Origin of the sequence: Marinobacter sp. CHS3-4 (genome assembly GCF_030053415.1) — a bacterium.
GTDB lineage: Bacteria > Pseudomonadota > Gammaproteobacteria > Pseudomonadales > Oleiphilaceae > Marinobacter.
On record NZ_JASGBJ010000001.1, the window covers coordinates 350,684 to 375,506 of the forward strand.

Consider the following 24,823-nt stretch of genomic DNA (forward strand, 5'->3'; position numbering starts at 1 on the left):
CTGTCCGTAACGACGTTAATCATAGAGCAGGGACGCTGGACTGTGTAGGACCTTTTAAATCAGCGTTATTGATGCGCCGAGAACACCCGGGTCTGACCACTCTGGTTAAACAGCAGCACCTGATAGGGGTCCTTTCGGTCGCCTATTTCCATGCCCGGCGAGCCAATCGGCATCCCGGGTACAGAAAGGCCGCGTGCGTCCGGTGATTCGGCGATCAGCCGTTCGATGTCACTGGCAGGCACATGGCCTTCGATCACATAGTCGCCAATAAAACCGGTATGGCAGCTGGCCAGCGCAGGGGTCAACCCAGCGTCCTGTTTAATCGGGTTCAGGTCGTTGGTTTCTGTGACCTCCACCTGGAAACCGTTCGCCTTCAGGTGGTCGACCCAGTCAGTACAGCAGCCACAGGTTGGGGACTTGTAGACATGGATATCTTTCATGCCGTCTTCCGCTGCGGACTCGCCGGTGATGGCGAGGGCGCTGATCAGACCAAGAGCCAATACTTGTTTTTTCATGGTGCTACCTCGGTAGTGATGCTCAGTGGTGATGACTGTGATCATCATGGGATTCGATGTCGGCAGAGGATGACAACCAGAACCACCAGACGATGGCTCCCATCAGAGCGAGTCCTGCTGCGTTGACCAGAAACGTACTCATTGGTTCCCCTCCTTGCCTTTGGATTGGCTGGTTTTGAACAGTCTCAGCCGGTTCGCATTGGTTACGACGGTGACCGACGACAGAGACATGGCGGCACCGGCCAGTATCGGGCTCATCAGAATACCCCAGACCGGATACAGTAGCCCGGCGGCCACCGGAATGCCCAGCGAGTTATAGATAAACGCGCCAAACAGGTTCTGGTGGATATTACGAACGGTTGCCCGTGATATCTCAATGGCGTCTGCTACACCGTTCAGCGAGCCGCGCATCAGGGTGATGCCCGCGCTTTCAATCGCGACATCGGTGCCCGTGCCGATGGCGAAACCAACGTCTGCCGCGGCCAGCGCCGGTGCGTCATTAATGCCGTCGCCCACCATCGCTACGGTGTAGCCTTTACCGCGCATTTCGCTCACGATCGTGGCTTTGTCTTCCGGCAGTACTTCGGCCCGGTAGTCATCAATGCCGGTTTTCTGGGCAATGGCTTTGGCCGTGGCATCCACATCGCCGGTCACCATCATCACCCGAATTCCGGCATCGTGGAGGCGGCGAATGGCCGCTTCCGAATCCGCCTTCACCGCGTCGGCAACGCCAATGACACCCACGGCTTCGGCGCCTAGGGCCAGGAACAGCGGCGTACCGGCCTCAGTCGTAATGGAGCTGGCACTGTCATTCAAGCTGGATAGATCCACACCTTCACCCTCCAGCCAGCGCCGATTGCCCAGGCGTACCTTGGTGCCGTTCAGTTTACCCTGCACGCCTTTTCCGTTAAGGGCTTCAAAGCCTGTGACCGAATCCGGGGTGGCATTCTCCTCGCTGGCTTTGGCCATAATGGCTTCAGCCAGAGGATGTTCTGAATGTTGTTCCAGGCCAGCAGCCAGGGATAACAGCCGTTGCTCGTCCGAATCCGCCGCATAGAGCCGGGTGACGGTCGGGTGGCCTTCGGTGATGGTGCCGGTCTTGTCGAGAATGACAAGATCCAGTTTCCCCGCCGTTTGCAGAGCATCCCCCTGACGGATCAGGGCGCCGTACTCCGCCGCTTTGCCAACCCCGACCATGACCGACATGGGGGTGGCCAGTCCCAGCGCGCAGGGACAGGCGATAATCAGCACGGTAGTAGCAGCGACCATCATATGTACGACCGCCGGTTCCGGCCCAACGTTGTACCAGACCAATGCCGCTACAACCGCGATCAGCATGACGGTTGGTACGAAGACCGAAGAAATCTTGTCGGCCAGCCGCCCGATGGCAGGCTTGGAGCCCTGGGCTTTCTTAACCAGCCGGATAATCTGCGCCAGCGCGGTTTCACTTCCCACGCGAGTCGCTTTATAGATGATCGATCCATGGGTGTTCAGGGTGCCGGCAGAGACTTCATCACCCTCACCTTTGCTGACGGGCATGGGCTCGCCGGTGAGCATACTTTCATCAATGCGCGTGCTGCCCTCGACGATCTCACCGTCCACCGGAAGCTTTTCGCCCGGGCGTACCCGGATCTGGTCGCCCACGCGCACCTGCTCTACCGGCAGATCCTGTTCCTCGCCGTCGCGAATCACACGGGCAGTCTTGGACCGCAGGTCCAGCAACCGCCGCACTGCTTCCGAGGTTTTGCCTTTGGCGCGAAGCTCCAACGCCTGGCCCAGATTGATCAGGCCAATGATCATTGCGGAGGCTTCAAAATAGACGTGTCGGGCCATTTCCGGCAGCGCGCCGGGGAAGGACGCCACCACAATGGAGTACAACCAGGCGGTGCCCGTACCCAGGGCAATCAACGTGTCCATGTTGGCGTTGTGGTGTTTAAACGCTTTCCAGGCGCCGGTATAGAAATGCCCACCGGTGGCAATCATCACGCCGAGGGTCAGGATGCCCAGATTGATCCAGGTCACCTGGTTGGCCTCGGTCACCATCATGGTGCCGAAGCCCATACCCCAGATCATCAGGCCGATACCCAGTCCCAGACTGACGGCCATTTTCAGCAACAGACTCTTGTACTGTTTGCGGTCCTCTTCCTGTTTGCGGTCGTCCGCCGCGTCCGGGTCTTCAATCAGGCTGGCACCGTAACCGGAGCTTTCGATGGCTTTGATCAGCGCTTGCGGATCGGCGCTGCCCGTAGCGGTAGCCGTATTGTCCGCAAGATTCATGTGGGCGCCGGTGATACCGCTTACTGACGTCAACGCCTTTTCAATAGTGTTGACGCAGGACGCGCAAGTGGCGCCAGTAACCGACAGGTGAATCTGGTCACTGCTGCTGGCGGAATGATGATGGGAATGGTCGTCGTGTGACGTCCCTGACTCCGATCCATGCCCATCATGATCATGCGATTCGTTCCCTGTTTGCACGTGGCAATGGTCGCCCGCCGCCAGAGGCGTTGCTGGATAACCCGCCTCGGTCACCAGGCGCGCGGCTTCGTCGGTATTGACGCCATCCGGTAGAGAAACCGTCTGTTCCTGAAGATTCACCTCCACCTGTTCGGCCCCGTCGGTCATCGGTGCCAGCGCTTTACGGATTTTGTTGGCACATCCCTGACACGTGGCGCCGGATATCGACAGAGCCGGGTGCAATGCAGTTTTCTCATTCATGGAGTCTGACTCCTCTTAATAGACTCTGGGGTGGATTCATCCCAGTGTTCAATCAAACGACAAATTGTGTGGCCATCGGGCGTGCCGTCCGGCATCTCCTGCCAGGCAGAAAGAGCAGCCGTCATACGGTTGCGCAGTTGCTGCAATTCCGAAATCTCCCGCTCTACTTCCGCAAGGCGCTGCTGAAATACATCTCGCACCATTGGGCAGGGCGAGTGGTGATCATCTGCCTGATCAAGAATCTGCCGGATTTCAGGCAGTGAAAATCCCAGCTGCCGGGCCTTGCGGGCAAACCTGAGCCGGCGCAGGTCTTCGGTATCGTACTGCTGGTAGTTGTTGTCCGGATTCCGCGTCGGTTTCAGAAGCCCCTCACGGGTGTAGAACCGAACCGTATCCGGATTGACCCCGGCGCCTTGCGCGATCTCTTTGACTTTCATTTTTAGGCCCACCTCAAGCTGGATAGAGTGGGTGGGAGGCCTGTGTTTCAGAAACTGTGCGGAGCCATGGATGGCGTAGCTCAAGCGTCACATGGATGTGCCGAAGGAGCGTGTTTCTGAAGCACAGGCCTCTCAGCCACGAATGGCACCCAAGCCTGAATGCCATCCAATCTATGACTACAAGGATAGCCTAAAACCTGTGAGCAACTCACAGGTCAAAGGTTTTTTTACGAAGAGGCGTTTTTCGCTCGAAGGAAGGTACCGCAGGCCTTGCACTGATCAGGGGCCATCAACTTGGCCTGCCAGCCAATCTTGTGCCCACAGGCGGGACACGCAAGCCGCAGTTGCAGAATGATGATCGGCGTCACGATTGCTGCGATCAGCAAACCCAGTGGTCCCCAGCTTTCACCGCTGGATAGCCCCAACTGGCTGCTGAATATCAGAATTACAATCAGGGTAAAGAACGCAAAAATGAAATAGGACCGGTTTACCCGCTCCCAGCGACGAATGCGCTCATTCTGTTCTGAGTTCAAATACTGGCCAGACATGCTTGGTTCAACTCCGATTCATGTTTACCAGAATAGTGGTGATTCGGTGTCGCCTTTTCAATCAGCTGCCCACTGGCACCTCGTATTCCAGTTTGCCACTGGCCAGTGCTTTCTCTAGTTCTGCCGCCGGCAGTGGCCTGCTGATGAAATAGCCCTGAATCAAATCGCAGCGATGGCTCTTCAGGAAACGCAGTTGCTCCGCCGTTTCTACGCCCTCGGCCACAACCTCAATGCCCAGGTTGTGAGCCAGATTGATGACCGCGCGGGTAATCACTGCGTCGTCGTGACGATCAATGACATCGGTAATAAACGAGCGGTCTATCTTCAGTAAATCTACGGGGAAATCGCGCAGATAGCCTAGGGAAGAGTAACCCACCCCGAAGTCATCAATCGCCAGATTGACACCGAGCTGATGCAGACGGGTCAGCTGGTTCATGTTGTGCTCAATATTCTGGATGAAGATTTCTTCCGTAAGCTCGACTTCCAGAAGCTCGGGCGGCACTCCGTGGCTTTCCAGAGCCTCCTGGATGTGGTCCACGATATCTTCCTCGTCCAGTTCCCGTCCGGACAGATTCACCGCAATTCGGATGTTCTCATTCGGGGTGTTACGCCAGCTTGCCAGCTGCTTGCAGGCCGCCAGAACGACCCAGCGACCAATGTCCGTGATGCGGCCGCTCTCCTCTGCCAAAGGAATGAAATCTACTGGCGGCACCATGCCCCGTCGAGGATGCTGCCAACGAATTAGCGCTTCTACGCTTTTGATGGACGAATCCCTCAGGTCCAGTTGGGGCTGGAAGTAAAGCACAAACTCATCGTTTGCCAGCGCCTGGCTGATGTCCTTGTCCAGTTCCAGGCGGATCACTTCCCGATCCTGCATGCCCTCTGTGTAAAACTGGTAGGTGTTGCGGCCCTGTTCTTTGGCCCGGTAGAGCGCGATATCCGCATTCCGAAGCAAAGTGTCTGCATCCAGTCCGCTCTGAGGATAGACGGCTACCCCCATCGTCGCCGTAATCCCGTGGCGTTGGCCCTGAACGTCGAATTCCTGTTGGAAGCACTGTTTTATCTGACCGAGCAGAAAGATGACGTCGTCGACGCTATCGACATGCTGCTGACACACCATGAACTCATCACCGCCGGAATAGCCGATGATCACCCGTTCGTCACTGAGATCATTCAAGCGTTCCGATACTTTGATCAGCAGTTCGTCACCAAACTGGTGGCCAAGGGAATCGTTCAGCATCTGGAAACGGTCCAGATCAATCATGATCAGCGCAACCTGGCGCAATTGACGATCAGCAATGCTCAGGATGTGGGCCAGGTCTTCCATGAAGAAACGGCGATTGGCCAGACCGGTCAGCGTGTCCGTTGTTTCCAGTCGTTGAAGATCCTGCTGCACGGATTGGCGCTGACTGATTTCTTCGTCCAGTTCCCGACGTGTCTTCAGCAAGGCCTGATTGCGCTTGAGGATCAACTGAACCAACAGCGTGGTAAGGCTTGTCAGGATGCCCATAAACAGCATGACCATAAACGTGACTTGTGGCCAATCGCTCAGTTGATCGTTGACCCAACTGCTCGACGGACTCACGGACAGCGACCAGTCGAGCGTTGGCAGGTCGACGTCGGCGTAGCTGGTGAACGATTCTTTGGCATGCAGGCCGGGGTTAAGCTGATAGGCCGTGTCGTTATCGCTCAGAATGTTGATTTGCAGGTGTTCGGTGGCGTCTGGCGTCAGCAGTTCACCGGCCAGCACATCCATCTTGAAAACCCCGGCGATAAATCCGTTGTTTTCCGAACCACTTGAAACCGGGGCATAAATTACCAGGCCCTTCCCACCCTGTTTCAGGTCGATCACACCGGATATGTCGAGGTTGCCCGTCTGTTGTGAGCGTTTCAGTGCTGCGGCGCGTTCTGGTGAAAAGGCGACGTTAAAACCGATGACACCTTCGTTGCCTGTCATGGGTTCGAGCCATTGGATCGCGTAGTTGGCGTCGATCCACTCGATGGCCTGATAGACGCCGAAATCTTCGAGGTAGTTGCGAGCATCTGCCGACCAGTGTTCCTGGCTGGTAGAGGGGTCTTCCGCCATGCGTTGCGCCATGCGCTCGATGGCTTCCACATGAATCAGGAAGTTTTGCTCCAGACGTTGCGCCACCAGCCTTGCCTGGCTGTCCAGATTCTCCTGAAGATTGCTACGATCCTGTTTCTTGATACCGTATTGAAGCCCCGTGGCGAGACCCAGAAACACCAGGAAAATCAGCGCAGGGAAAGCTGGGTGCAGCAATCCTCGGGCTATCAAGGTGAGTGTTGAAGCTGGTTTATGCACAAAGGGCTCCGGTTGATTCAATCGCAATCGGTTTAACGGCCATGTCAGAGAGAATTCGAGGCTGAATGCGTATTCTGTTTCACCAGTTGTTGAATCCGCGAATTCAGGGAAAGGCCGAACGACCCATCTGGCAGCGGATGGGCAATATCAATGACGGTTCCCGTTGGTAAGTCGCCAAGATCGATCAGCCGGGGTTCAATGGCCTGTTTATCGGCATCCAATAGCACTTCCACTCTTGGTTTAAGCTTTTTGCCCGGATGCACGGCCACAACCAGGGCCACTTCACCGGTGCTGAGTTCTACCAGGGTACCCGGCGGATAGATGCCAACCATGCGGATGAACGCTTCCACCATATCGACGTCGAACTGTGCACCACGGTTCTGATAGAGCACCCGGATGGCATCTGAGGCGGGCATTCCATCCCGATAGCAGCGGTCGCTGGTCATGGCATCATAGGCGTCGATAATCGACACCAGGCGTGCAAACCGGCTAATTTGCCACTCCTCCAACTGGTCGGGATAACCCCGCCCATCAATGCGTTCGTGATGGTGTCGGCTGACGTCACTGACAATGGAATCCAGTGAGGTATCGGCTCTCAGCATTTTGTAGCCGTACTGCGTATGGTCTTTCATGATCGCCATTTCTTCAGCACTGAGAGGGCCGGGTTTGTTCAGAATGCTGTCGGGCACCTGAAGTTTGCCAAGATCATGCAATAGCCCGCATAGGCCGACGATGTGAAGATCTTCGTCCGGCATGCCGAGGAAACGGGCAAAAGCAACGGCGAAAATGGCCACCCGCACGCAGTGTTCTGCGGTGTAGGCATCCCGGGATTTAACCCGACTCATCCAGAACATGGCACTGGCATTTGCCTTGATGCTATCTACGCATTGGGTGATGACGGGCCGAGCCTCGTCAAGTTTGAGATCGTGACCCATTTCGATGGAGCGAGTGAGGTTGCTGACCAGGCGATGCGCGCTACGCCAGGCCACGCTCGCTCGTGGCAATTCCTGATTCAGGCTTCGGGTTTCGGGTAGCGGTTGAAGGGTGCGGGTTTTCAGGTTGGCGGCCTGGTCGAGCGCGTCTTCAAGAACGTCGATCTCGTTTTCGACGACGACCCACTCGCAGTAATGTCTAAGGAGGCCGGCCTGTTCGTCAGTATCAATGGTAAAGCCCTGAAACAGAACCGGAACTTCAGTCCATGGGCGGTCCAGTTTTACCACGCGCATACCGGCCCGTAGCAGGTCGACAGGAAGCCGAACCCGCTGGAGGCTGCTGCTCCCTTTGCCGGACTGCGCTGTAGGCGTCGCTGTTTTGGCTCGTGTCTTGCGGCTGGTTTTACTTCTGAACCCCATGGCCCCACCAGTCTTGATGTCAGATCGACTGAGTATGCCAGAAGAGTGCGGGGCGAGACACCTTGTGAACTGTTAGGGGGGGGCTGATGTGAAGTCTTTCGCTTATCGGCTCGCCTGTAGGCTGATTGAAACCGACTCGGAATAGCGAAGGGCGTGTGGCTTATCTATCTCAACCTGAGCCCAGGTGACCGCCTGGTGCTCCATCACGATGGTTAGCACTTCGTGAGTGAGACGCTCAAGCAAGGCAAAACGGTTGCCGTCGACGTGGGCAATGATCTGCTTTGTGATGGTGCGGTAGTTCAGGGCCGAGTTGATCTCGTTCCTGATGATGGCCTCAGAGGCATCGTAGGTAAGGGTGACGTTGATCAACACATCCTGTTGATTGTTGATCTCTTCGTCCTTGATTCCGATGTAGGCCCGCAGCAACAGATCTTTGATTCGTACCGTCGCTTCGTGGTTCTCGAGGGCATGGGTCATTGCGCTTGCTCCTGGGGCTTTAGCGGTCGCGAATCAGGGTAAGGAATTCGCTGCGGGTTGCCTGGGATTTGCGGAACTGACCCAGCATCATCGATGTTTTCATGCTGGAATTCTGCTTTTCGACACCCCGCATCATCATGCACATGTGCTTGGCTTCGATCACTACGGCCACACCTTTGGCCCCGGTGACTGATTCGATGGCTTCGGCAATCTGGCGGGTCAGGTTTTCCTGAATCTGGAACCGTCGGGCATACATATCGACTATCCGCGCGAATTTTGACAGTCCAAGCACCTTTCCCTGAGGAAGATATGCGATATGGCATTTGCCGATAAAGGGCAGCAAATGGTGTTCGCACATGCTGTAGAGCTCGATATCCTTCACAACCACCATTTCATCCATGGTTGAATCGAACACCGCATCGTTTACCAGCGATTCCAGGCTTTGTTGATAACCCTGAGTGAGAAACTGAAGAGCCTTGGCAGCTCGCATGGGGGTATCCTGAAGGCCTTCCCTCTGAGGATCCTCGCCGATGCCGGAAATGATCTGATGGTAGTGGCTGGCAAGGTCGTCAAGCTTGTTGGTCATAAAGGGTCCGGTGTCATTTGCCTGGTTCGTTTGTCGAAAGTTGAGTGAAAGAAGCTTAAGGGAAATCCTGCGATTGCTCCACCGATTGTCATACGAAACGACATTGGTATGGGACCACTTGCACGTCGCAGGCAATTTCAGCGGCCCATTCTGGCAGCCAGTGCCGCTTTCCTTTAGAGTTTAGGTTCAAGTTGGTTTCAGGACGTCCAAATGGAACAGGTAATGTCGGATGCGGTGGGGAATCTTTCCAGCACATCCCGGAATGGAACTCTAGAGCAGTGGCAGCAGGGCGGTAAGTGGTTTTCGTACGGTGGCCACGCTATTTTCAGCCGCATGGCAGGGCAGGGTGACCCTCTGGTTCTGCTTCACGGATTTCCTACCGCCAGCTGGGACTGGAATCGGCTGTGGCCGATGTTGGCCCAGCATCATCAGGTTCTGACATTGGACATGTTGGGATTCGGTTTTTCAGACAAGCCAACCCTCTATGATTACAGCATTGAAGACCAGGCGGACCTGTTCGAAGGTTGGATTGCCGGTTTGGGGCTGAAATCAGTCAGCCTGTTTGCCCACGATTATGGCAGCAGCGTCGCGCAAGAATTGCTGGCGCGTGAGCAGGAAGGCTTGTTGCCGTTTCGTATTAGCCAGGTCTGTTTCCTGAATGGCGCGCTGTTTCCCGAAGTGCATCATCCCTTATTGATACAGAAGCTGCTGCGCAGTCCGTTGGGAGGTTTGGTAAGTCTTGGCCTGACTCGTCGATCGTTTGAGCGTAGTTTCACCCGTCTGTTTTCACCGGCGCGCCCACCGACGAAAGAAGAGCTGGACGAATTCTGGTATCTGCTGACCTATAATAATGGTCGCGGGATATTGCACCTGCTCATTCATTTCATGGAAGAGCGGCGCTGCCACAGAAACCGTTGGGTGGGAGCCCTGCAGAATGCAAACCAGCCCATGAGGCTGATCACCGGATTGGCAGATCCGGTGTCAGGAGCTTCGATGGCGCGTCGTTATCGCGAGCTGATTCCGGATCCCGATGTGATCAGTCTACGCAACGTCGGGCATTATCCTCATTACGAGAACCCTGGCGAGGTTTATCGGGCATGGCGGGAGTTCTGCAAGAGTAATCAGTGAGCGAAGCCCGGATCAGCGGAGGTTTCGGTATCCTCGTCAGACGGGCGTGCGGCGCTGACTACCTGGTTTCTCCCAAGCTCTTTTGCCCGGTAAAGAGCCTGGTCTGCGCGGTTCAGCCAGACCGACCAGGTTTCACCTTTCACGATTTCAGCAACACTGGCACTGGCCGTCACCTTGATGCCGTCGCCAAATGGCGTTGCACTGATGCTGGTCAATAGCTCCCGAGCCAACTGATCGGCGTCCTTTTGTCGGGTTTCCGGCAGAACCAGCATAAATTCTTCACCGCCCACCCGGAACAGCTGATCGCTCTCGCGAAGGCGCTTGAGGATTCTGCGTGGAAGCTCCTGAAGAACACTGTCACCTGCCAGATGCCCCCAACGATCGTTGATCAGTTTGAAATAGTCCAGATCCATCAGAATGATGCTGCAGACACGTTCGTAGCGTTCTCTCATCTGGATTTGCACGTTCAGTACATCCGCCAATTGGGACCGGTTGAGGCATCCTGTCAGAGGGTCTGTAGTCGCCAGACGGGTCAATTCGCCCTGGAGCCGCCCTACCAGCCAGGCGAAAATCATGACGAAAACGCAGGTAAGGCCCAGCGAGAAGGTGATACGCCAGAAGTCGGCTTCGGGAAACTTTAAAAAAGAGACAACGGACATGGCGAGCAGAAAGATCACGTTAAACCCGGTCGCCTCTTTCATGGGTAACAGGAAGAACAGGGCTGCTGCAGCCGGATAGGCCCAGTAAAGGCCCGCATGGCCGTTGATGGCAGTAGAATAGACGGCACAGACAACCGCAAGAATCGGGAACAAGCGGCCTTTGAGGAAATAATGGCCGCTGAATTTCAACAACGCGATCACCGCCAGAGCATTGAGGCAGAAGAGCATCAACAGGGTGGCCAATAGCACGTGATCCTGCTGCCACTGCACCATGATCAGAGGCGCAACCGCCACAAATGCCCAGAAGTGCAGGTGATAGACTATTTGATGTTTAAAACCGAGAACCGTCAGTGTCGGGTTGGTATCCGGCTTTTGTGGCACAGCAAGAGGATTCACGTCGCGTTCCCACTTGTTTTTCGATCTACACGCATCCCTGCGCGGGCGTTTACAGGAGTCTAGCACGGTCTTTCAAAGCGTCTCGTTAATCTTTGAAAACGGCGATGACGGATGTCGCGGTGGCCCCCGTTTGGCCAGTTGGTTAAACTGGCCACCGTCTGAAGAAGGAGCCGTTATGACCGCTGTTCATACCCGGGCGCCCGCCCTCACAATACGTGCCGGACGTCGTGCGTTCGAGCGGCTGAAACGCCAACCGTTGTCCGCTGCGGACGTTCATATCGTGCCTGGCGCTGCCGGTGGTCCCAAAGCTCTGGGTATTTCGGGTCTCGATAAAGCCGTCTTCGGCGACTTTCTGCCCCGAGTGCCTCAGGAACGGGCATTGATCGGTTCTTCGATTGGCAGCTGGCGCTTTGCTGCCGTGGCCTCTACGGATGATCCCGGTGCCCAGTTGGCTCGGCTGGCCGATCTCTACACGGCCCAGAGGTTTGCCAAGGGCGTCAGCATGGCAGAGGTCACCCGAAAAAGTACGTTGTTCCTGGAAGAGCTACTGTCGGGCTGTGAAGATCATATTCTCACGCATCCCTGGTATCGGCTGAGCATTGTCGTGGTGCGCAGCCGGGGACTTCTGGAACATGATACCCGAGGCCGTTTGAGCCTGGGGTTGATGAAGGCCATCAGCGCCAACATGGTCAGCCGGCGGCATCTCGGGCGCTTCATGGAGCGTGGAATCATTCATGATGCACGTGCGAAGACGCCGGTATCCAGACTCGTTGATTTCCCCAGCCACGTCGTTGCATTGAATCGCGACAATCTGCTTCCGGCTCTGTTGGCGTCAGCGTCGATCCCGATGGTGATGGCGGGTGTTCGGAATATTCCCGGTGCACCGGAAGGTCTGTATCGGGATGGCGGATTGCTGGACTACCACCTGGATCTTCCCTATGACCAGCCAGGCGTCATTCTCTATCCCCATTTCACGGACAAGATCGTACCCGGCTGGTTTGATAAATCATTGCCCTGGCGCCGCGGAGATGCAACCCGGCTTCAGGATGTCTTGCTGGTATCACCGTCGCCCGAATACCTGGCCAGTTTGCCGGACCGCAAATTACCCGACCGGAAAGATTTTGAACGCTATGCCGGTGATGACGTCGGTCGTGAAAAGGCCTGGCGTAACGCCATTGCGGCCAGTGAACAGCTGGGTGAGGAGTTTTTGGAGCTGGTGGATTCAGGCCGGCTTCGCGACCGCATTCGGCCATTATGATGAGATGCGGTGTTTACGTCCGGGCCTGGATACTCAGCCGATACCCGCTGAATCCGTGCAGTGTGTCGTGCAACGCCAGTACCCTTAATGTTGCCGGCATGGGCTGACTGTTGGCAGTGATCAGTGTCAGATCCAGACGCTGCATTTGGCGGTCCTGGCGAGCGGATGACAGTGCGTCAGCGAAGGCCTGTTGATCAGGTTCTGCGATCAGCGCGGCCACCTGTTCACCGGAGAGATCAGCGGGCGCAAAGCCCAGCATGTCTGACATCCGGGCCGAGACAAACCCTGCCAGGCCGTTTTCATCCAGTTCGCAAACAATACCACCTGACAAAGATACCAGGTCCCGGCTTCTCTGCTCACTGTCCTCCAAAGCCTGACGCAAGATGCGCTTTTCAGTCTGGGTGTTTCTCAGTTCCCGGCTCTGGGATTTGTGCTTCTGTTCGATTTTCCGGATGTTGATTGCCTGACGCCGCCAGCGGAGTGCGACGGCGCCACAGACCAGCACGCCAAGAGCCGTCAGGGTCAGACCGAAGACCCATACCGGTTTTGTCAGTGCGATGGCGCGCTCCTGGTACCAGATCCTGTCGGGCATTGAGGATATCAGCCAGGTTTGCCCTGCGAGACCGACTTCCGATCGCAGAGAGCTGCCTGGTTTTGGTTGGTGCCCGGTACTGGACTCAAAAGCTGGCGCTTTGGAATGGGTCTTTAAACTGTCAATTCGAACAGAGACTCCGTCAGGAATCTGGCTGTTGAAACGGGAAGAGAAAGTCTGGGAATCGGGCTTAAGATCGCGGTAGCCACCTGTCAGCGCATTGATCATGGCAGTGTGCTGCGCCTGGAACAGAGCATTGGTTTGATCAAAAGCCTGTTGTTCAACTCTGTTTGCCATGACCATCGTCAACACCAGCCCCGAGAGCAATATCAGCAGGGGTGGCAGAATGGTGGCGATAAGCGCCTTCGGCTCGTTATGGGGCGAGCCGGGGGTATGGGTGTCGCCTTCCATGACAGCCTCCCGAAATGTGAGTAGGAACGTTCCCGTCTATGTCACTTTAGACCACACCGCAGAACAATAGAAATGTCCGCATCAATCGCCACTTCAGCATGTTTTCATGCGGCGGTTCGTTGTGCACCACCATAAACCAGCAGAAACATGCAGAAAGCGGTCACCACGACAGAGGGGCCGGCAGGTGTATCCAGGAACCAGGACATGGTCAGTCCTCCGGTTACCGCCAGGCAGCCGAATCCGATGGCCAGTCCCATCATCTGCTCCGGATTGCCCGCGAGCCTTCGGGCGGTCGCTGCCGGGATAATCAACAGTGCGGTGATGAGCAGAACGCCGACGATTTTCATGGCGACGGCGATCACAATGGAGAACATAAGCATAAGAATCAGCCGCAGCCGTTCTACAGGAACGCCTTCAACCCTCGCCAACTCTTCGTGGATGGTGCTCATCAACAAACCGCGCCAGAACGCGGCAAGCAACGTTAATATGACGACGGCACCGCCGTAAATCCAGATCAGGTCTGTACGGCTCATGGCCAGAAGGTCGCCGAACAGCAAACCGGTCAGGTCGAACCGGATATCGGGCATGAAACTCAGCGCCACCAGGCCGATGGCCAGCGCACTGTGGGCGAGAATGCCCAGCAAAGTGTCAGTAGCCAGTGCACGACTGCGCTGAAACACAACCAGAACAACAGACAGGGCAATGCAGGTAACAATCACTCCCACATTCAGCGGCACGCTGATCAGAAAGCTCAAGGCGATGCCCAGCAGTGCGGAATGCGCAAGAGTGTCGCCGAAATAGGCCATGCGGCGCCAGACCACGAAGCAGCCCAGTGGACCGGCGACAAGTGCGACTCCTAGCCCGCCAATCAATGCGCGCCAGAAAAAATCGTTTAACAAGGCGTCAATGATGGGCATGGTCGCAGCTTCCGTCCACCACATCGCCGTGCAGGTCGTGGCTGTGGTTGTGGTGATGGTGGTATACCGCAAGGCTTTCGGCCACGGGCCGGCCGAAGGTTTCAATGAAAGCCGGATCGTGTGAAATATCTTCCGGATAACCGCTGCAGCACACGTGCTGGTTAAGGCAGATGACTTTATCGGTGGCGGCCATCACCAGGTGCAGGTCGTGGGACACCATCAGCACGCCGCAATGAAGTTGGTCACGCAGTTCGCGAATAAGATCGTAAAGTGCCGCCTGGCCATTGATGTCCACGCCCTGTGCGGGCTCGTCCAGTACCAACAGATCCGGGTGTCGCGCAAGGGCACGGGCAAGCAACAGGCGCTGTTTTTCGCCACCGGACAGGTGGTGCACCGACGCATTCATGAGATGATCAACCCCGGTTCTTGAAAGCGCATTCTGACAGGCCTCCAGAGGTTCGCCGCTGAGCAGCATAAATCGGCGAACGCTCAGGGGAAGGGTGGGCTCAAGAGTCAGATGTTGAGGAACATAGCCAACAGATAGCCCGTTCTCACGCTGGATCGAACCATGGGTGGGCTTCTGAATGTCCAGAATAGCTTTGATCAGTGTGGTTTTACCGGCGCCGTTCGGCCCGATGACGGTAATGATGTCGCCCCTTTCGATCGACAGGTCAACACGATCTACCACCACGCGCTCATCGAACGCCACGGTGACCTGATCCAGCACAATGAGCGGCTTACTCATGGGATGGGCCATTCTGTAGGGCGCCGTTTGGTGCCGGGCATTCGGGACAAAGCCCGGAGACCTCAACCGTGACATGATCGGGCTGGAAACCGACGTCTGCGGAAGCCACATCAATGGCGTCTGATACTTCGGGTGCTGACAGTTCGAGCACGTTCCCGCAACTATGGCAGATAAGAAACATGCCCTGATGCCGGGTGCCGGCGTGAGTACAACCTATAAACGCATTGAGCGACGCGATGCGATGTACCAGACCATGCTGTTGAAGGAAGTCCAGAGCGCGGTACACCGTGGGGGGAGCAGCGTTGTGGCCATCCGCTGCCAGCATACCCAGAATATCGTAGGCACCGAGTGGGCGATGGGATTGCCAGATCAACTCCAGGACCCGTTCCCGAACAGCCGTCAGCCGGGCATTCTGGCGTTGGCAGATGGCTTTCGCATCCGCCAGGGCGTCCGCAATACAGGCGTCATGATTGTGATGGCGATAAGGCAGGGCGTTGGCCGACATGGGAACCATCCTCGAGAATTTGAAACATTATAACATTCTCTTTCGGCGGTGCCCACGCACTGCGCCATAGGTTGGCGAGTGTCAGTTTTTGGAAGCCTGGCTCGCGAGAGACTCCAGGAAACCGAGATCAGGGATAAACGCGGTCTCACCCTCAACGTCAACCTGCATCAGGTCCGCCGAGCCAGTGTCGCCCTCCATGCGTTTGATCTGATCTTCGGTCAGTCGGGTCTGACTGGGAATACCCTGAGTTACTAACGCCATGAAGGGTACCGTTTCATGGTGGTCCCCAATGGTGTTCAGGACCACAATTCGCCCACGGTTTCCGCCGGGCTTGGTCACTTCACCGCCATTGGCTGCATCGTAGGAAATCACCGGCAGATTGAGGCCACGCCAGTCCAATGTGCCTGCCAGCCAGTCGGGTGCGCCTGGTGGTGTCTCTGTTGAGGCATAGTCCACGACTTCGGCAATGGATACGTTTGGTAGCAGTAACTGGCGTCCATTCATTGGAATCATGACGCAGGAGAGGGTATCTATAGTGTCTTTCATGCTGTATTCCTCAGGCAGAATCCCGTTTTTGCCGGCCTTTCAGCAAGCAGGATCCTTCGATCGTTTTGACCAGTTCCCGGGCCAGCTGCTCGGGCGTGCCACAGTAGGTGGCACATCCGGTAGCAGCTACCGAATCCGGCATTGAGCTATTGCCGCAACTGGTGCTTTCCTGCACCCATATCCGGCTACCATAGGCCTTTAGAAGGGGTGCGGCAATGGCACCATCGTTGCCCATGCCGGAAAAGAAAATGGCATTGCAGCGTGCGCCATAATGGTCCCCAACATTGAGCAGAACCTGGTCGATGGATGGGCCGTAAGGGCCTGGCCAGGGGGAATCCCGTTCTGCCAATGTGCCTTCTTCACTGACGGTCCACTCGTGTTCGACCGGCATCATAACCACGTCACCATTGCGTATGCGGTAGCCGGCCTCGGCCTTTTTGAGCTTGTATTGGGCGTGTCTTCCGAGCACCCGCGTCAGTACATCGGTAAAGTTATTGTCGATGTGCTGGGCATAGACAAACCCCACTGGCAATCCGGGCGGCAGGTTGTCCAGAAAAGTCTTTACCGCCGATGGGCCGCCCAGAGACGCACCCAGAATCCAGATGTCTTCAGCGACTGAATCCGGGGCCGCAGGCGTTATCCAGTGAGGCAAGGCCGGTGTTTCGGAAGTTCTCTGCGGTTCCTGGCCCAACTCTTCGATGGTGTCGGCCGAATCCAGTTGCTCCAGGTGTCCCAGAGACTGTTCGAGCTTGTCGAGCAACCGTCTTTCCCAGCGGAAATAATCGGTAAATCCGGGCTTTGGCGCAGGGTCCAGGCCAAAAAGTACCGGGGCTTCGGTGTTCTCGAGCAGGTGATCGAACAGTGTCGGGTGATCAGCCTCGTCTTCCAGTGTGATCAGCCAGAGGCTAGCGTCCGGAAACGTAGGGTAGTCCAAAAGCCTGGCCGGGTCCCCGGAAAAGCAAACGTCCAGGCCGAACCTGGACGCCGCTTCCTGCAAGCGATGACGCTGCAGAACGATGTCAGAAACTATGCCGACCTGCGGTCGTTCTGACGCGCCGGCCATCACTGATTACCGGTCAGCCGAAGAATGGTGTCCAGTAGCTCGGTTTCCTGGAAAGGCTTGCCGAGGTATTCGTTGACACCAATGGCCAGGGCCCGTTCGCGGTGCTTTTCACCGGTACGGGAGGTAATCATGCAGATGGGCGTGTCTTTCAGGCTTTCGTCGTGGCGCACGAAACTGGCGACCTCAAAGCCGTCCATCCGCGGCATCTCGATATCCAGCAGAATGATATCGGGCCGGTGGTCCTGAAGCTGGGCGACCGCATCCAGGCCGTCTTTGGCAGTGATGACCTCCATGCCGTTTCGTTCCAGCAAGCGCGAGGTAACCTTCCGCACCGTCACCGAGTCGTCCACGACCATCACTGTGGTGGCCTGTTCTGCGCGCCGGCTGGCTTCTTTGGCGTCTTCCAGGCTCGCCAGTCGCTGACGCTCCGACAGAATGTCTGAGCGGATCATCGCTGGCAGGTCGAGAATCACTACCACGTTGCCGTCACCCAGAATGGTGGCACCGGACACGCCGCGAACGGTGCCGAATTGCGGGCCAAGGGACTTAACCACGATTTCGCGGCTACCCATCAGGCTGTCCACCTGCAACGCCATAGGCTGTTCGGCACCACGAACCAGGATCACCGGAAGCGGGAGGGCCTGCCCCTGAAGCTTTGGATGATGGTCACTGTTGAGCAGGCTGCCCAGGTACTGCAGACGATATTCCTGCCCGGCGTATTCGTACAGCGGTGCATCGGGCTTGTAATACTCTTCCAGCTCGTAAGTGCTGACCCGAACGATGCCCTCAATGGTATTCAGCGGAATGGCGTAGAAGTCTTCGCCGGTGGACACCATCAGCGCACGGTTGACCGATACCGTGAACGGCAGGCGTGCCGTAAAGACAGTGCCTTTCCCGAGGGTGGAATCAATATCCAGGCTACCGCCCAATTGCTTGATTTCGCTGGCCACCACGTCCATGCCCACGCCGCGCCCTGAAATCTGGGTCACTTGCTGGGCCGTCGAGAAGCCGGGCTGGAGGATAAACTGCAGGATTTCCCGCTCGCTCAGTTCCTCTTTCTCGTCCAGCATACCCTGCCGGATCGCCTTATCGCGGATAACGCTGGCCGGAATGCCGGCGCCATCATCAATCATTCGCAGCACGACGTCGCCACCTTCCCGGGTCAGGGACAGGGTAACTTCACCGGTCTCCGGCTTGCCGGCTTTCTTACGATCGGCAGGCTTTTCGATGCCGTGGTCAAGGGCGTTCCGCAGCATGTGTTCCAGGGGCGCAATCATGCGCTCCAGGATGTTGCGGTCCATTTCGCCTTCGGCGTTGCGAACGTCAAATTCCACTTTCTTGCTCAGTTCGCCGCTGATCTGGCGAACGATTCGACGCAGTCTTGGCACCATGGATGCAAACGGAATCATGCGGGTCTTCATCAGACCTTCCTGCAGTTCCGTGTTGATCCGTGATTGCTGAACCAGCAGTGTTTCCGTGTCCCGAACCCGATCCGACAGGGTTTCACGCAGGTCGGCAAGGTCAGAGGATGACTCTGTCAATGCGCGTGACAGCTGCTGGATCGCGGAATAGCGGTCCATTTCGAGTGGGTCGAAGTCGTCGCCGTAATCCGGGCCGTGTTCCTTTTCTGCACGGAACAGAATCTGGGTCTCGGTCTCGATTTCCATCCGGCGAAGCTGCTCTCGCAGACGCTCGATGGTCGCAGCCATTTCATCCAGGTTGTGGCTGAAATCACTGGTCTGCTGTTCGAGACGGCCGCGGGTAATACTGGTTTCACCCGCCAGGTTAACCAACTCGTCCAGCAGTGGCGCCGATACCCGAATGGTTTCCTGAGGTGCGCGCTGAGCCGCGCCTTGGTTGCCCGCTTCTTTGGCCGGTGCTTTTTTGGGTGCCGGTTTAGGCGTCGGCGCTTCACGCTTCTCTGCCTGTTTGGCCGGCGATTTCTCCTCGGTCGGTTTTTTGGCTTCCGCGTCAGGTTTGGGAGCCTCCGGCTTCTGCTCCGGTTCAGCGGTCGTCGCCTGCGGCGGAAGCGTGCCGGTGCTCTGGAAACGGTCCTTGATCTCGTTGACCAGAGCGATGATGCCATCGTGCTCATCGGTGATGGCTTTCCAGTCGTCTTCGCCTGGCTTGTTGCCGCCAAGATCAATCAGCCGGGTTTCCAACTGGTGGGCTTTGTCGCCCAGTGTTGATAACTGAGAGAGACGGGCCCCGCCTTTCAAGGTGTGTAGAGCGCGCTGAGCTTCCTGATTGAAATGATGGTTCGCTGGCTCTTTGTGCCAGTCACTCAGAAGCTGTTCCAATTGGTCCAGAATTTCAGCGGCTTCTTCAAGGAAGATCTCAAGGACTTCCGGGTCCACGGATTCGCCTTCGTCGGCGTCAACGGCACTGGTGTCCTCCCCGGATTCAGACTCGATGGCCTTGTGGGTTTTTTCAAACGCGCTGATAAGCTCCGCATCGCCCTTGGGCTTATTGCCTTCCTCAAGGTTTGCCAGCATCGCTCGCAGGGCGCTCTGCGCCTTGTCGCTCAATTCAAGCAGATCGGCCTGGTTGCTAACACCGGCAATGAGTGGGTCCAGTGCATCCGACCAGGCTTCCGCCAGCTCGGCGATTGGGTCAACGTCCGACAGACGTGCGCCACCTTTGAGCGTATGCAGTTCCTGCTGCAGCTGAGTTACGCCATGCAGCTCATCCGGCTCGTCGCGCCACTGGGCCAGGCATTCGCCAATGGCCTCGTGAATTTCCATGCCTTCGTCGAGGAAGATGCCCACCAGGTCATCGTCAGAAGCATCCGGCAGAGCATCGGCCAGGGAAGGTTCTTCTGGTTGAGGCTTGGGCTCTTCTTCCGCTTCCTGGGGCTCGTCTGCTTCCTGGGCCTCAGGTTGTTCCGGTGCCGCCTCTTCTGGCTCTTCCTGCTGCTCCGGTCCTTCAACCGAATCCAGCGGTTGGCCGGCTAGAATGGCTTTCACCTTGCGAACCAGCTCCGTGGCCGGTGGGCAGGGCTTTTCTGTTGCCACTTCTTCAACCATCTGGGCCAGCCTGTCATGGCAGGCGAACAGCAGGTCGTTCATCTCATCGCTGGCGTCCAGCTGGCCTTCTGCAACCTTCTCGAAAAGGTCTTCAAGCACGTGCGTCAAATCACCAATGGCGTCAACGCCGGCCATGCGGGCACCGCCCTTGAGGGTATGCACATCGCGCTGAAGTTCGGCCGCCACGTCGCGATTGGACGGATCTTCAGTCCAGGTATGAAGCGCGCTGCCGGTGGAATTAATCAGATCGTAGGCTTCTTCCAGGAATATGCCCACCAGCTCCGGATCCAGGTGGGAAAGATCGGTCGCCGCCAGCTCTTCGTCGGCAGGCTCTTCTTCCTGTTCCTCAGGTGTCTCCGTCTCGTCAGACTCTGAATCCGATTCCTCGAGGTCCGGCGTTGGAAGTGGCGGCTCCTCGGTTTCGACGTCATCTTTCTGTTTATTCACGTCAGTGACAGGGCGTGTTCCGGTTGCGCTGTCCATATAAGCGTGAATTTCGCTGATCAGATCCGGTGCGGGGCGCGGAGACTCCTGTTGTTCAAGGGCATCCACCATGCCGGCCAAGCGGTCGTGGCAGCGGAACAGCAGCTCGGAAAGCGAATCAGTCACCGATAGGCGATTTTCAGTCAGGCCTTCAAACAGATTTTCCAGCTCGTGGGACAGGTCACCAACGGAACTGATGTCCGCCAGTCGCGCGCCACCTTTTAGCGTGTGCAGGTCTCGCTGTAACAGGCGAAGAAGATCGGTGTTGTCGGTATTTTCACTCCAGCTCTGAAGTGAATCTGCCGTGCTGTCGATCAGGTCTCGCGCTTCCTCCAGGAAGATGGCCGCCAATTCGTCGTCCATGTCCTCGTCGGTTTCAGCCAACGGAGGCGTCTCTTCCTCGGATTCAGCTTTGTCCTCGGTCTCATCAATCTCATCGTCGAGGCTGCGGTCAATTTCTTCCAGATCTTCAGTGAACTCTTCGTCAAACGCGTTGGGAGCCTCTGATTCCGGCTCGGCCGGTTCTCCGGTCGCCAGGGCTTCCAGATCATCAATCAGATCTTCACTGGCTTCGGTCGCAAGACCCGCGGCCACCTGATCCATCATATTGATCAGGTGTTCATGAGCGGCGCGCACCGTAAAGAAGTAGTCCTCGTCAGGCTTGAGGTTGGTAGAAGCAGTGCGTTCATAGGCCTGTCGAATCGCTTCCGACAGCTCAGCAACGTCGACCAGTTGGGCTTCGTTTGCGCCGTCAGTAAGCTGGCTCAGCTCATCGCGAAGCGTGTCTCGGGGTTTGGTCTGTTCCGGGTTGTTCGCCCACTCGTCCAGAATTCGGTCAGCGTCCAGCAGAATATCCAGTCCTTCATTGAGGAAGAGCTGAACCAGCTGCGGGTTAGTGTGGGTGACGGTCTCCGGGGTGTGAGTGTCTCCAGATCTGAGTGTGGCGGCTGACACTTCTTCGAGCTTGGCCAGATAGGCTTCAGTACCCGGTAATTCTGCCTGAGGGTTTTCTTTGATCTGGCTGAGGCCCTGTGTCAGGAAGCCGCAGGCGTCATTAATCAGGCCAATCACGTCCCGGTCAGCGCGTTTATTCTGAGCGCGGGCTTCCTTGATAAAGCGTTCCAGTGGCGTGATTACGGCTGCAATCGGCGCAATGCCGGCGGTATGGGCACTGCCTTTCAACGTGTGGAGCGCGCGCGACAGATCGTCGGTGTAGGCGACGCTGGATTTGTCCCCCGCTGCTTCCAGATAATCTTTCAGCGTTTGAAGGTGGGTCTGGGTCTCGCTTTCGAAAATCTCAAGGAGGACAGGGTCGACCTGATGATCGTCTTCGGCTTCCAGCTCGGGTTCCACGTCAACGTGATCAGCAACCGGTTCATCGTCAGTCTGTGCAGGCTCTGACTCTGGCATTGAGCTGGTATCCGGGATTTCCCCGTTGGCCAGTGCGTTTGCACGGGCCTCCAGTGATGCCGTGCTAACTGATGGTGGACGTTGGTTCTCGAAATCTTCAACCAGACCTGGCAGCTGCCCGGTCACATCGTTCAACAGGCTCGCGATGTCGTCGTTCATGAAGATGCTGCCGTCGATCACCCGGTTCAGCATGTTCTCGACGGACCAGGCCAGCTCACCAACGTCGTTGGCGCCGACCATCCGGCCACTGCCTTTCAGGGTATGGAAGGCGCGACGCACCTCTGAAAGCGCAGTGCGATCCTCGTGATGGCGCAGCAAAGCCGGCAGGTATTCGCGGATGGTGTCCAGCACCTCGCCCGCTTCCTCAATAAAGATTTCGAGGATTTCGTCGTCGATCAGGTTGTCGTCATCTTCGGAAGCGCTGGCTGGTTTCGGCGCATCCGACGGTTGAGTGGTCTCGTCTGTCTCTGGTGCCGTTTCTTCTGATGGTTGCTCGGCTTCAGCGGCAGCCTGCTGCGTCGACGCGCCCTCGCTGTCGGTCTTGCGGGTGGTCGACAGGGCTTCGGCCTGTTCGATCAGGTCCTGAACATCACCGGCAGACTGGCCATCTCGGAATTCCTGAATCAGTGATGGAATGCGGGCGTTCACCTGATCAATCAGGTTGAACATGTCGTCTGTGGGGCGAAGTGTCTGGTCAATGACCCGGTTCAGCAGGTTCTCGATGGACCAGGCCAGCTCGCCAATGCTGGAGGCGCCTACCAATCGGCCGCTGCCTTTCAGGGTGTGGAATGCGCGACGAACTTCAGTCAGCGCCTCATGATCGTCTGAACTCTGACGCAGCCTTGGGTAGTATTCGTTGATGGTCTCCATGACCTCTTCGGCCTCTTCCACGAAGATGCCGAGAATTTCATCATCCAGAAGCTCTTCGTCGGAGCCTTTGGCTGTCGCGTCCTTGGATTCAACCGGTGCCTCGGCACCGATGGTCGGCAGGTCTTCGATCTCGGAGGGATGTTCCCAGGTGGGTTCTTCACCTACCGGGAAACCGAGTTCACGGAAACTGGCTTCGGCCAGGCTCAGAACATTGTCGTTTTCGCCGATGCCGTCTGAGAGGCGCTCAAGGTAATACTCGATACTGGTGACTGCGTCAGCCAGCGTGTCAAGCTGTTTCCAGTCTGGTATCTGTTTGCCGCCAAGCAGCACATCGGTAACGTAGCGCTCGGCAGAGGCCAGCATATCGGCCACGCGGTCCAGCGGAATCAGTGCTAGGCCACCGCGAATGCTGTGTAAAAGGCCGGGGACATGTTCGATCTCACCGGTTTCCCACTGGGAGGCGATGAAATTAACAATGGCCGACTTCACCTGCTCAAGGGTATTTCGGGATTCCCGCAGAAGTGCACTGCTGGCTTCTCCCAGTTCTCGGGAGCCCAGATTAACGGTTTTCGCCTCGTCGCCACCCTCGTCGGTGTCCTGTTGGCGTTCGCCATCAAGGCCGGCAAGGCTGGCTTCGACATACAGCATGGCACCGGCGATATCCATCAGAGTACCGTCGTCAACAGCGTCGGTTTGCCCTGACAGTTTTTCCACCAGTTCAATCTGCTCGGTGACCACCTTGCGCGGTATGCCCAGGCCCAGCACGGCCAGAGTATTGGCAACCTGCTGCAGGCCTGGTAACAGCTCGTCCAACTCGTCGTTCTGGCGCATGTCGGAGCGTACAAACAGATCCAGCTGGTCTTTGAGTTTGGCCAGTTCTTCGTTCAGAGCGCTTGTGACGGATTGGATCGCATCTCGCCCGGGGCCGGATACGCGGTCCTTGGCGGCGTCTACATCGTCTTCTGATGGCAGGGCCTGATTCAGGCGATAGCTCTGCCGCAGTTCCTTGACCCGATCGGTATCCAGGTCCCTGGCACGGGCGACGTAATACAGCAGATGCTTGAGTAGTGCTTCCGGAGCAGGCTGCTGAAGAATATCAATATGTTCGTCAGTAAGCTTGCGGATTTCGGCGTCCAGTTCACGCAGTAGCGCCTTTACCGCCGTGTTTACGGGATTAACGTGTCCCTGGAGGGTTTCAACGAAACCGCCTGCGGCTTTCCAGAGTTCACCCCTGGGTGTGTTTTTGCAAAGCCTGATCAGACGTTCGATGACCTTCTGCATGTACTCAAAGTGCGCGTCCAGATCCGCCTCGCGAATCACGCCAGCCAGAGCAAACTGGAACATCTGGCGTAACTTGCGGATATGCCCAAGAACCTTTGGATCCTGAAGCCGTTGCGAGACATTGGCTGGTGCCGTCTTATGGGCCAGCGACAAATCTGGCTTAAACAGCGAAGTGTCAGAAAGCAGAGCCTCGCCGTGGGCTGCCCGAAGGTCGTTCAGCAGGGGCAATAGTACGAGCGGGAAATCGTCCTGGCTGCTGGCCAGGTGCTCGAGGTACTGGGGCAATTGCAGGATGGCCTGCATCAGTACTTCGACGGCATCATCAACGTTGGTAACGGTTTCGTTGAGGATGGCCTGCGTGAGCTTCTCCATTTCCTCGGTCAGCAGGGCCGCGCCGTAAAGCTCGACCATCTGCAGGGTACCGTGAACCTGGTGGAGATAGTTCAGGCAAAAGCGCAAACGCGCCGTGTCGTCTCTGTTGTCGACAAACGCTTCCAATGCCTGCTGGCTCTGGGTAAGCGTGTCTTGTATCTCACCCCGAACCCAGTCCAGGGCGATGCTGTCATGGTGATTGCCCATA

General features: G+C 56.8%; 18 protein-coding genes. 2 read left to right on the forward strand and 16 right to left on the reverse strand.

All coding sequences use genetic code 11. The annotated features are described in order from the left end of the window. Positions 1 to 65: 65 nt before the first annotated feature. The 8 genes from QLQ17_RS01640 to folE form a co-directional block, all read right to left on the reverse strand. Positions 66 to 515: a DUF411 domain-containing protein gene (locus QLQ17_RS01640; RefSeq protein WP_283207794.1), complete on the reverse strand. Its 450-nt coding sequence runs from the start codon at positions 513 to 515 to the stop codon at positions 66 to 68. A gap of 138 nt (positions 516 to 653) precedes the next feature. Continuing rightward, entirely contained in the window at positions 654 to 3,230 is a 2,577-nt protein-coding gene (locus tag QLQ17_RS01645; protein ID WP_283207795.1) for a heavy metal translocating P-type ATPase, read from the reverse strand. After that, positions 3,227 to 3,667: a MerR family transcriptional regulator gene (locus QLQ17_RS01650; protein WP_283207796.1), complete on the reverse strand. Its 441-nt coding sequence runs from the start codon at positions 3,665 to 3,667 to the stop codon at positions 3,227 to 3,229. The genes QLQ17_RS01645 and QLQ17_RS01650 overlap by 4 nt, the downstream gene beginning before the upstream one ends. Positions 3,668 to 3,894: 227 nt before the next feature. After that, positions 3,895 to 4,215 (reverse strand): hypothetical protein, encoded by a 321-nt coding sequence (locus QLQ17_RS01655; protein WP_283207797.1) that lies wholly within the window; start codon positions 4,213 to 4,215, stop codon positions 3,895 to 3,897. 61 nt (positions 4,216 to 4,276) lie between these two features. Then, positions 4,277 to 6,538, reverse strand: a complete 2,262-nt coding sequence (locus QLQ17_RS01660; RefSeq protein WP_283207798.1) for a bifunctional diguanylate cyclase/phosphodiesterase — start codon at positions 6,536 to 6,538, stop codon at positions 4,277 to 4,279. Between the two features lie 44 nt (positions 6,539 to 6,582). Beyond that, positions 6,583 to 7,890, reverse strand: a complete 1,308-nt coding sequence (locus QLQ17_RS01665; RefSeq protein WP_283207799.1) for an HD-GYP domain-containing protein — start codon at positions 7,888 to 7,890, stop codon at positions 6,583 to 6,585. Between the two features lie 102 nt (positions 7,891 to 7,992). Next, positions 7,993 to 8,367 (reverse strand): dihydroneopterin triphosphate 2'-epimerase, encoded by a 375-nt coding sequence (folX, locus tag QLQ17_RS01670; RefSeq protein WP_283207800.1) that lies wholly within the window; start codon positions 8,365 to 8,367, stop codon positions 7,993 to 7,995. A gap of 19 nt (positions 8,368 to 8,386) precedes the next feature. Next, positions 8,387 to 8,953: a GTP cyclohydrolase I FolE gene (gene folE, locus QLQ17_RS01675; RefSeq protein ID WP_283207801.1), complete on the reverse strand. Its 567-nt coding sequence runs from the start codon at positions 8,951 to 8,953 to the stop codon at positions 8,387 to 8,389. Between the two features lie 210 nt (positions 8,954 to 9,163). Between folE and QLQ17_RS01680 the strand changes: the two genes are divergently transcribed. Continuing rightward, positions 9,164 to 10,081 (forward strand): alpha/beta fold hydrolase, encoded by a 918-nt coding sequence (locus tag QLQ17_RS01680; protein WP_283207802.1) that lies wholly within the window; start codon positions 9,164 to 9,166, stop codon positions 10,079 to 10,081. On the opposite strand, the gene QLQ17_RS01685 is transcribed toward QLQ17_RS01680, so the two are convergent. Further along, positions 10,075 to 11,136, reverse strand: coding sequence for a GGDEF domain-containing protein (locus QLQ17_RS01685; RefSeq protein ID WP_283207803.1), 1,062 nt, complete (start codon positions 11,134 to 11,136; stop codon positions 10,075 to 10,077). The genes QLQ17_RS01680 and QLQ17_RS01685 overlap by 7 nt on opposite strands. A 175-nt stretch (positions 11,137 to 11,311) precedes the next feature. Here QLQ17_RS01685 and QLQ17_RS01690 point away from each other — a divergent pair, with 175 nt between their 5' ends. Continuing rightward, on the forward strand, positions 11,312 to 12,394 hold the full coding sequence (locus QLQ17_RS01690) for a patatin-like phospholipase family protein (protein WP_283207804.1): 1,083 nt from the start codon (positions 11,312 to 11,314) through the stop codon (positions 12,392 to 12,394). 13 nt (positions 12,395 to 12,407) lie between these two features. Here the strand turns inward: QLQ17_RS01690 and QLQ17_RS01695 are convergent, their stop codons facing one another. From QLQ17_RS01695 to QLQ17_RS01725, 7 genes are all read right to left on the reverse strand, one after another. After that, on the reverse strand, positions 12,408 to 13,397 hold the full coding sequence (locus QLQ17_RS01695; protein WP_283207805.1) for a PAS domain-containing protein: 990 nt from the start codon (positions 13,395 to 13,397) through the stop codon (positions 12,408 to 12,410). Positions 13,398 to 13,501: 104 nt separating this feature from the next. Continuing rightward, positions 13,502 to 14,314 carry a zinc ABC transporter permease subunit ZnuB gene (gene znuB, locus QLQ17_RS01700; RefSeq protein WP_283207806.1) on the reverse strand — a complete coding sequence of 271 codons (813 nt, stop codon included), beginning with the start codon at positions 14,312 to 14,314 and terminating at the stop codon, positions 13,502 to 13,504. Beyond that, positions 14,301 to 15,059: a zinc ABC transporter ATP-binding protein ZnuC gene (znuC, locus tag QLQ17_RS01705; protein ID WP_283207807.1), complete on the reverse strand. Its 759-nt coding sequence runs from the start codon at positions 15,057 to 15,059 to the stop codon at positions 14,301 to 14,303. The genes znuB and znuC overlap by 14 nt, the downstream gene beginning before the upstream one ends. Continuing rightward, complete coding sequence (locus QLQ17_RS01710) at positions 15,052 to 15,564, reverse strand: Fur family transcriptional regulator (protein WP_283207808.1); 513 nt, start codon at positions 15,562 to 15,564, stop codon at positions 15,052 to 15,054. Before QLQ17_RS01710 ends, znuC begins: the two co-directional genes overlap by 8 nt. A gap of 81 nt (positions 15,565 to 15,645) precedes the next feature. Next, positions 15,646 to 16,110 (reverse strand): chemotaxis protein CheW, encoded by a 465-nt coding sequence (locus tag QLQ17_RS01715; protein WP_283207809.1) that lies wholly within the window; start codon positions 16,108 to 16,110, stop codon positions 15,646 to 15,648. 10 nt (positions 16,111 to 16,120) lie between these two features. Then, the gene (locus QLQ17_RS01720) at positions 16,121 to 17,173 is read right to left on the reverse strand and encodes a chemotaxis protein CheB (RefSeq protein ID WP_283207810.1); all 1,053 of its coding nucleotides are present in this window, start codon (positions 17,171 to 17,173) and stop codon (positions 16,121 to 16,123) included. Further along, the gene (locus tag QLQ17_RS01725; RefSeq protein WP_283207811.1) at positions 17,173 to 24,822 is read right to left on the reverse strand and encodes an Hpt domain-containing protein; all 7,650 of its coding nucleotides are present in this window, start codon (positions 24,820 to 24,822) and stop codon (positions 17,173 to 17,175) included. Before QLQ17_RS01725 ends, QLQ17_RS01720 begins: the two co-directional genes overlap by 1 nt. Position 24,823 lies beyond the last annotated feature (1 nt).

Excerpts from the sequence above, each read along its gene's own strand:
- QLQ17_RS01640 (WP_283207794.1), bottom strand. The coding sequence starts at position 515 with ATGAAAAAACAAGTATTGGCTCTTGGTCTGATCAGCGCCCTCGCCATC.
- QLQ17_RS01645 (WP_283207795.1), bottom strand. The coding sequence starts at position 3,230 with ATGAATGAGAAAACTGCATTGCACCCGGCTCTGTCGATATCCGGCGCC.
- QLQ17_RS01650 (WP_283207796.1), bottom strand. The coding sequence starts at position 3,667 with ATGAAAGTCAAAGAGATCGCGCAAGGCGCCGGGGTCAATCCGGATACG.
- QLQ17_RS01655 (WP_283207797.1), bottom strand. The coding sequence starts at position 4,215 with ATGTCTGGCCAGTATTTGAACTCAGAACAGAATGAGCGCATTCGTCGC.
- QLQ17_RS01665 (WP_283207799.1), bottom strand. The coding sequence starts at position 7,890 with ATGGGGTTCAGAAGTAAAACCAGCCGCAAGACACGAGCCAAAACAGCG.
- folX (WP_283207800.1), bottom strand. The coding sequence starts at position 8,367 with ATGACCCATGCCCTCGAGAACCACGAAGCGACGGTACGAATCAAAGAT.
- folE (WP_283207801.1), bottom strand. The coding sequence starts at position 8,953 with ATGACCAACAAGCTTGACGACCTTGCCAGCCACTACCATCAGATCATT.
- QLQ17_RS01680 (WP_283207802.1), top strand. The coding sequence starts at position 9,164 with ATGGAACAGGTAATGTCGGATGCGGTGGGGAATCTTTCCAGCACATCC.
- QLQ17_RS01690 (WP_283207804.1), top strand. The coding sequence starts at position 11,312 with ATGACCGCTGTTCATACCCGGGCGCCCGCCCTCACAATACGTGCCGGA.
- QLQ17_RS01695 (WP_283207805.1), bottom strand. The coding sequence starts at position 13,397 with ATGGAAGGCGACACCCATACCCCCGGCTCGCCCCATAACGAGCCGAAG.
- znuB (WP_283207806.1), bottom strand. The coding sequence starts at position 14,314 with ATGCCCATCATTGACGCCTTGTTAAACGATTTTTTCTGGCGCGCATTG.
- znuC (WP_283207807.1), bottom strand. The coding sequence starts at position 15,059 with ATGAGTAAGCCGCTCATTGTGCTGGATCAGGTCACCGTGGCGTTCGAT.
- QLQ17_RS01710 (WP_283207808.1), bottom strand. The coding sequence starts at position 15,564 with ATGTCGGCCAACGCCCTGCCTTATCGCCATCACAATCATGACGCCTGT.
- QLQ17_RS01715 (WP_283207809.1), bottom strand. The coding sequence starts at position 16,110 with ATGAAAGACACTATAGATACCCTCTCCTGCGTCATGATTCCAATGAAT.
- QLQ17_RS01720 (WP_283207810.1), bottom strand. The coding sequence starts at position 17,173 with ATGGCCGGCGCGTCAGAACGACCGCAGGTCGGCATAGTTTCTGACATC.
- QLQ17_RS01725 (WP_283207811.1), bottom strand. The coding sequence starts at position 24,822 with ATGGGCAATCACCATGACAGCATCGCCCTGGACTGGGTTCGGGGTGAG.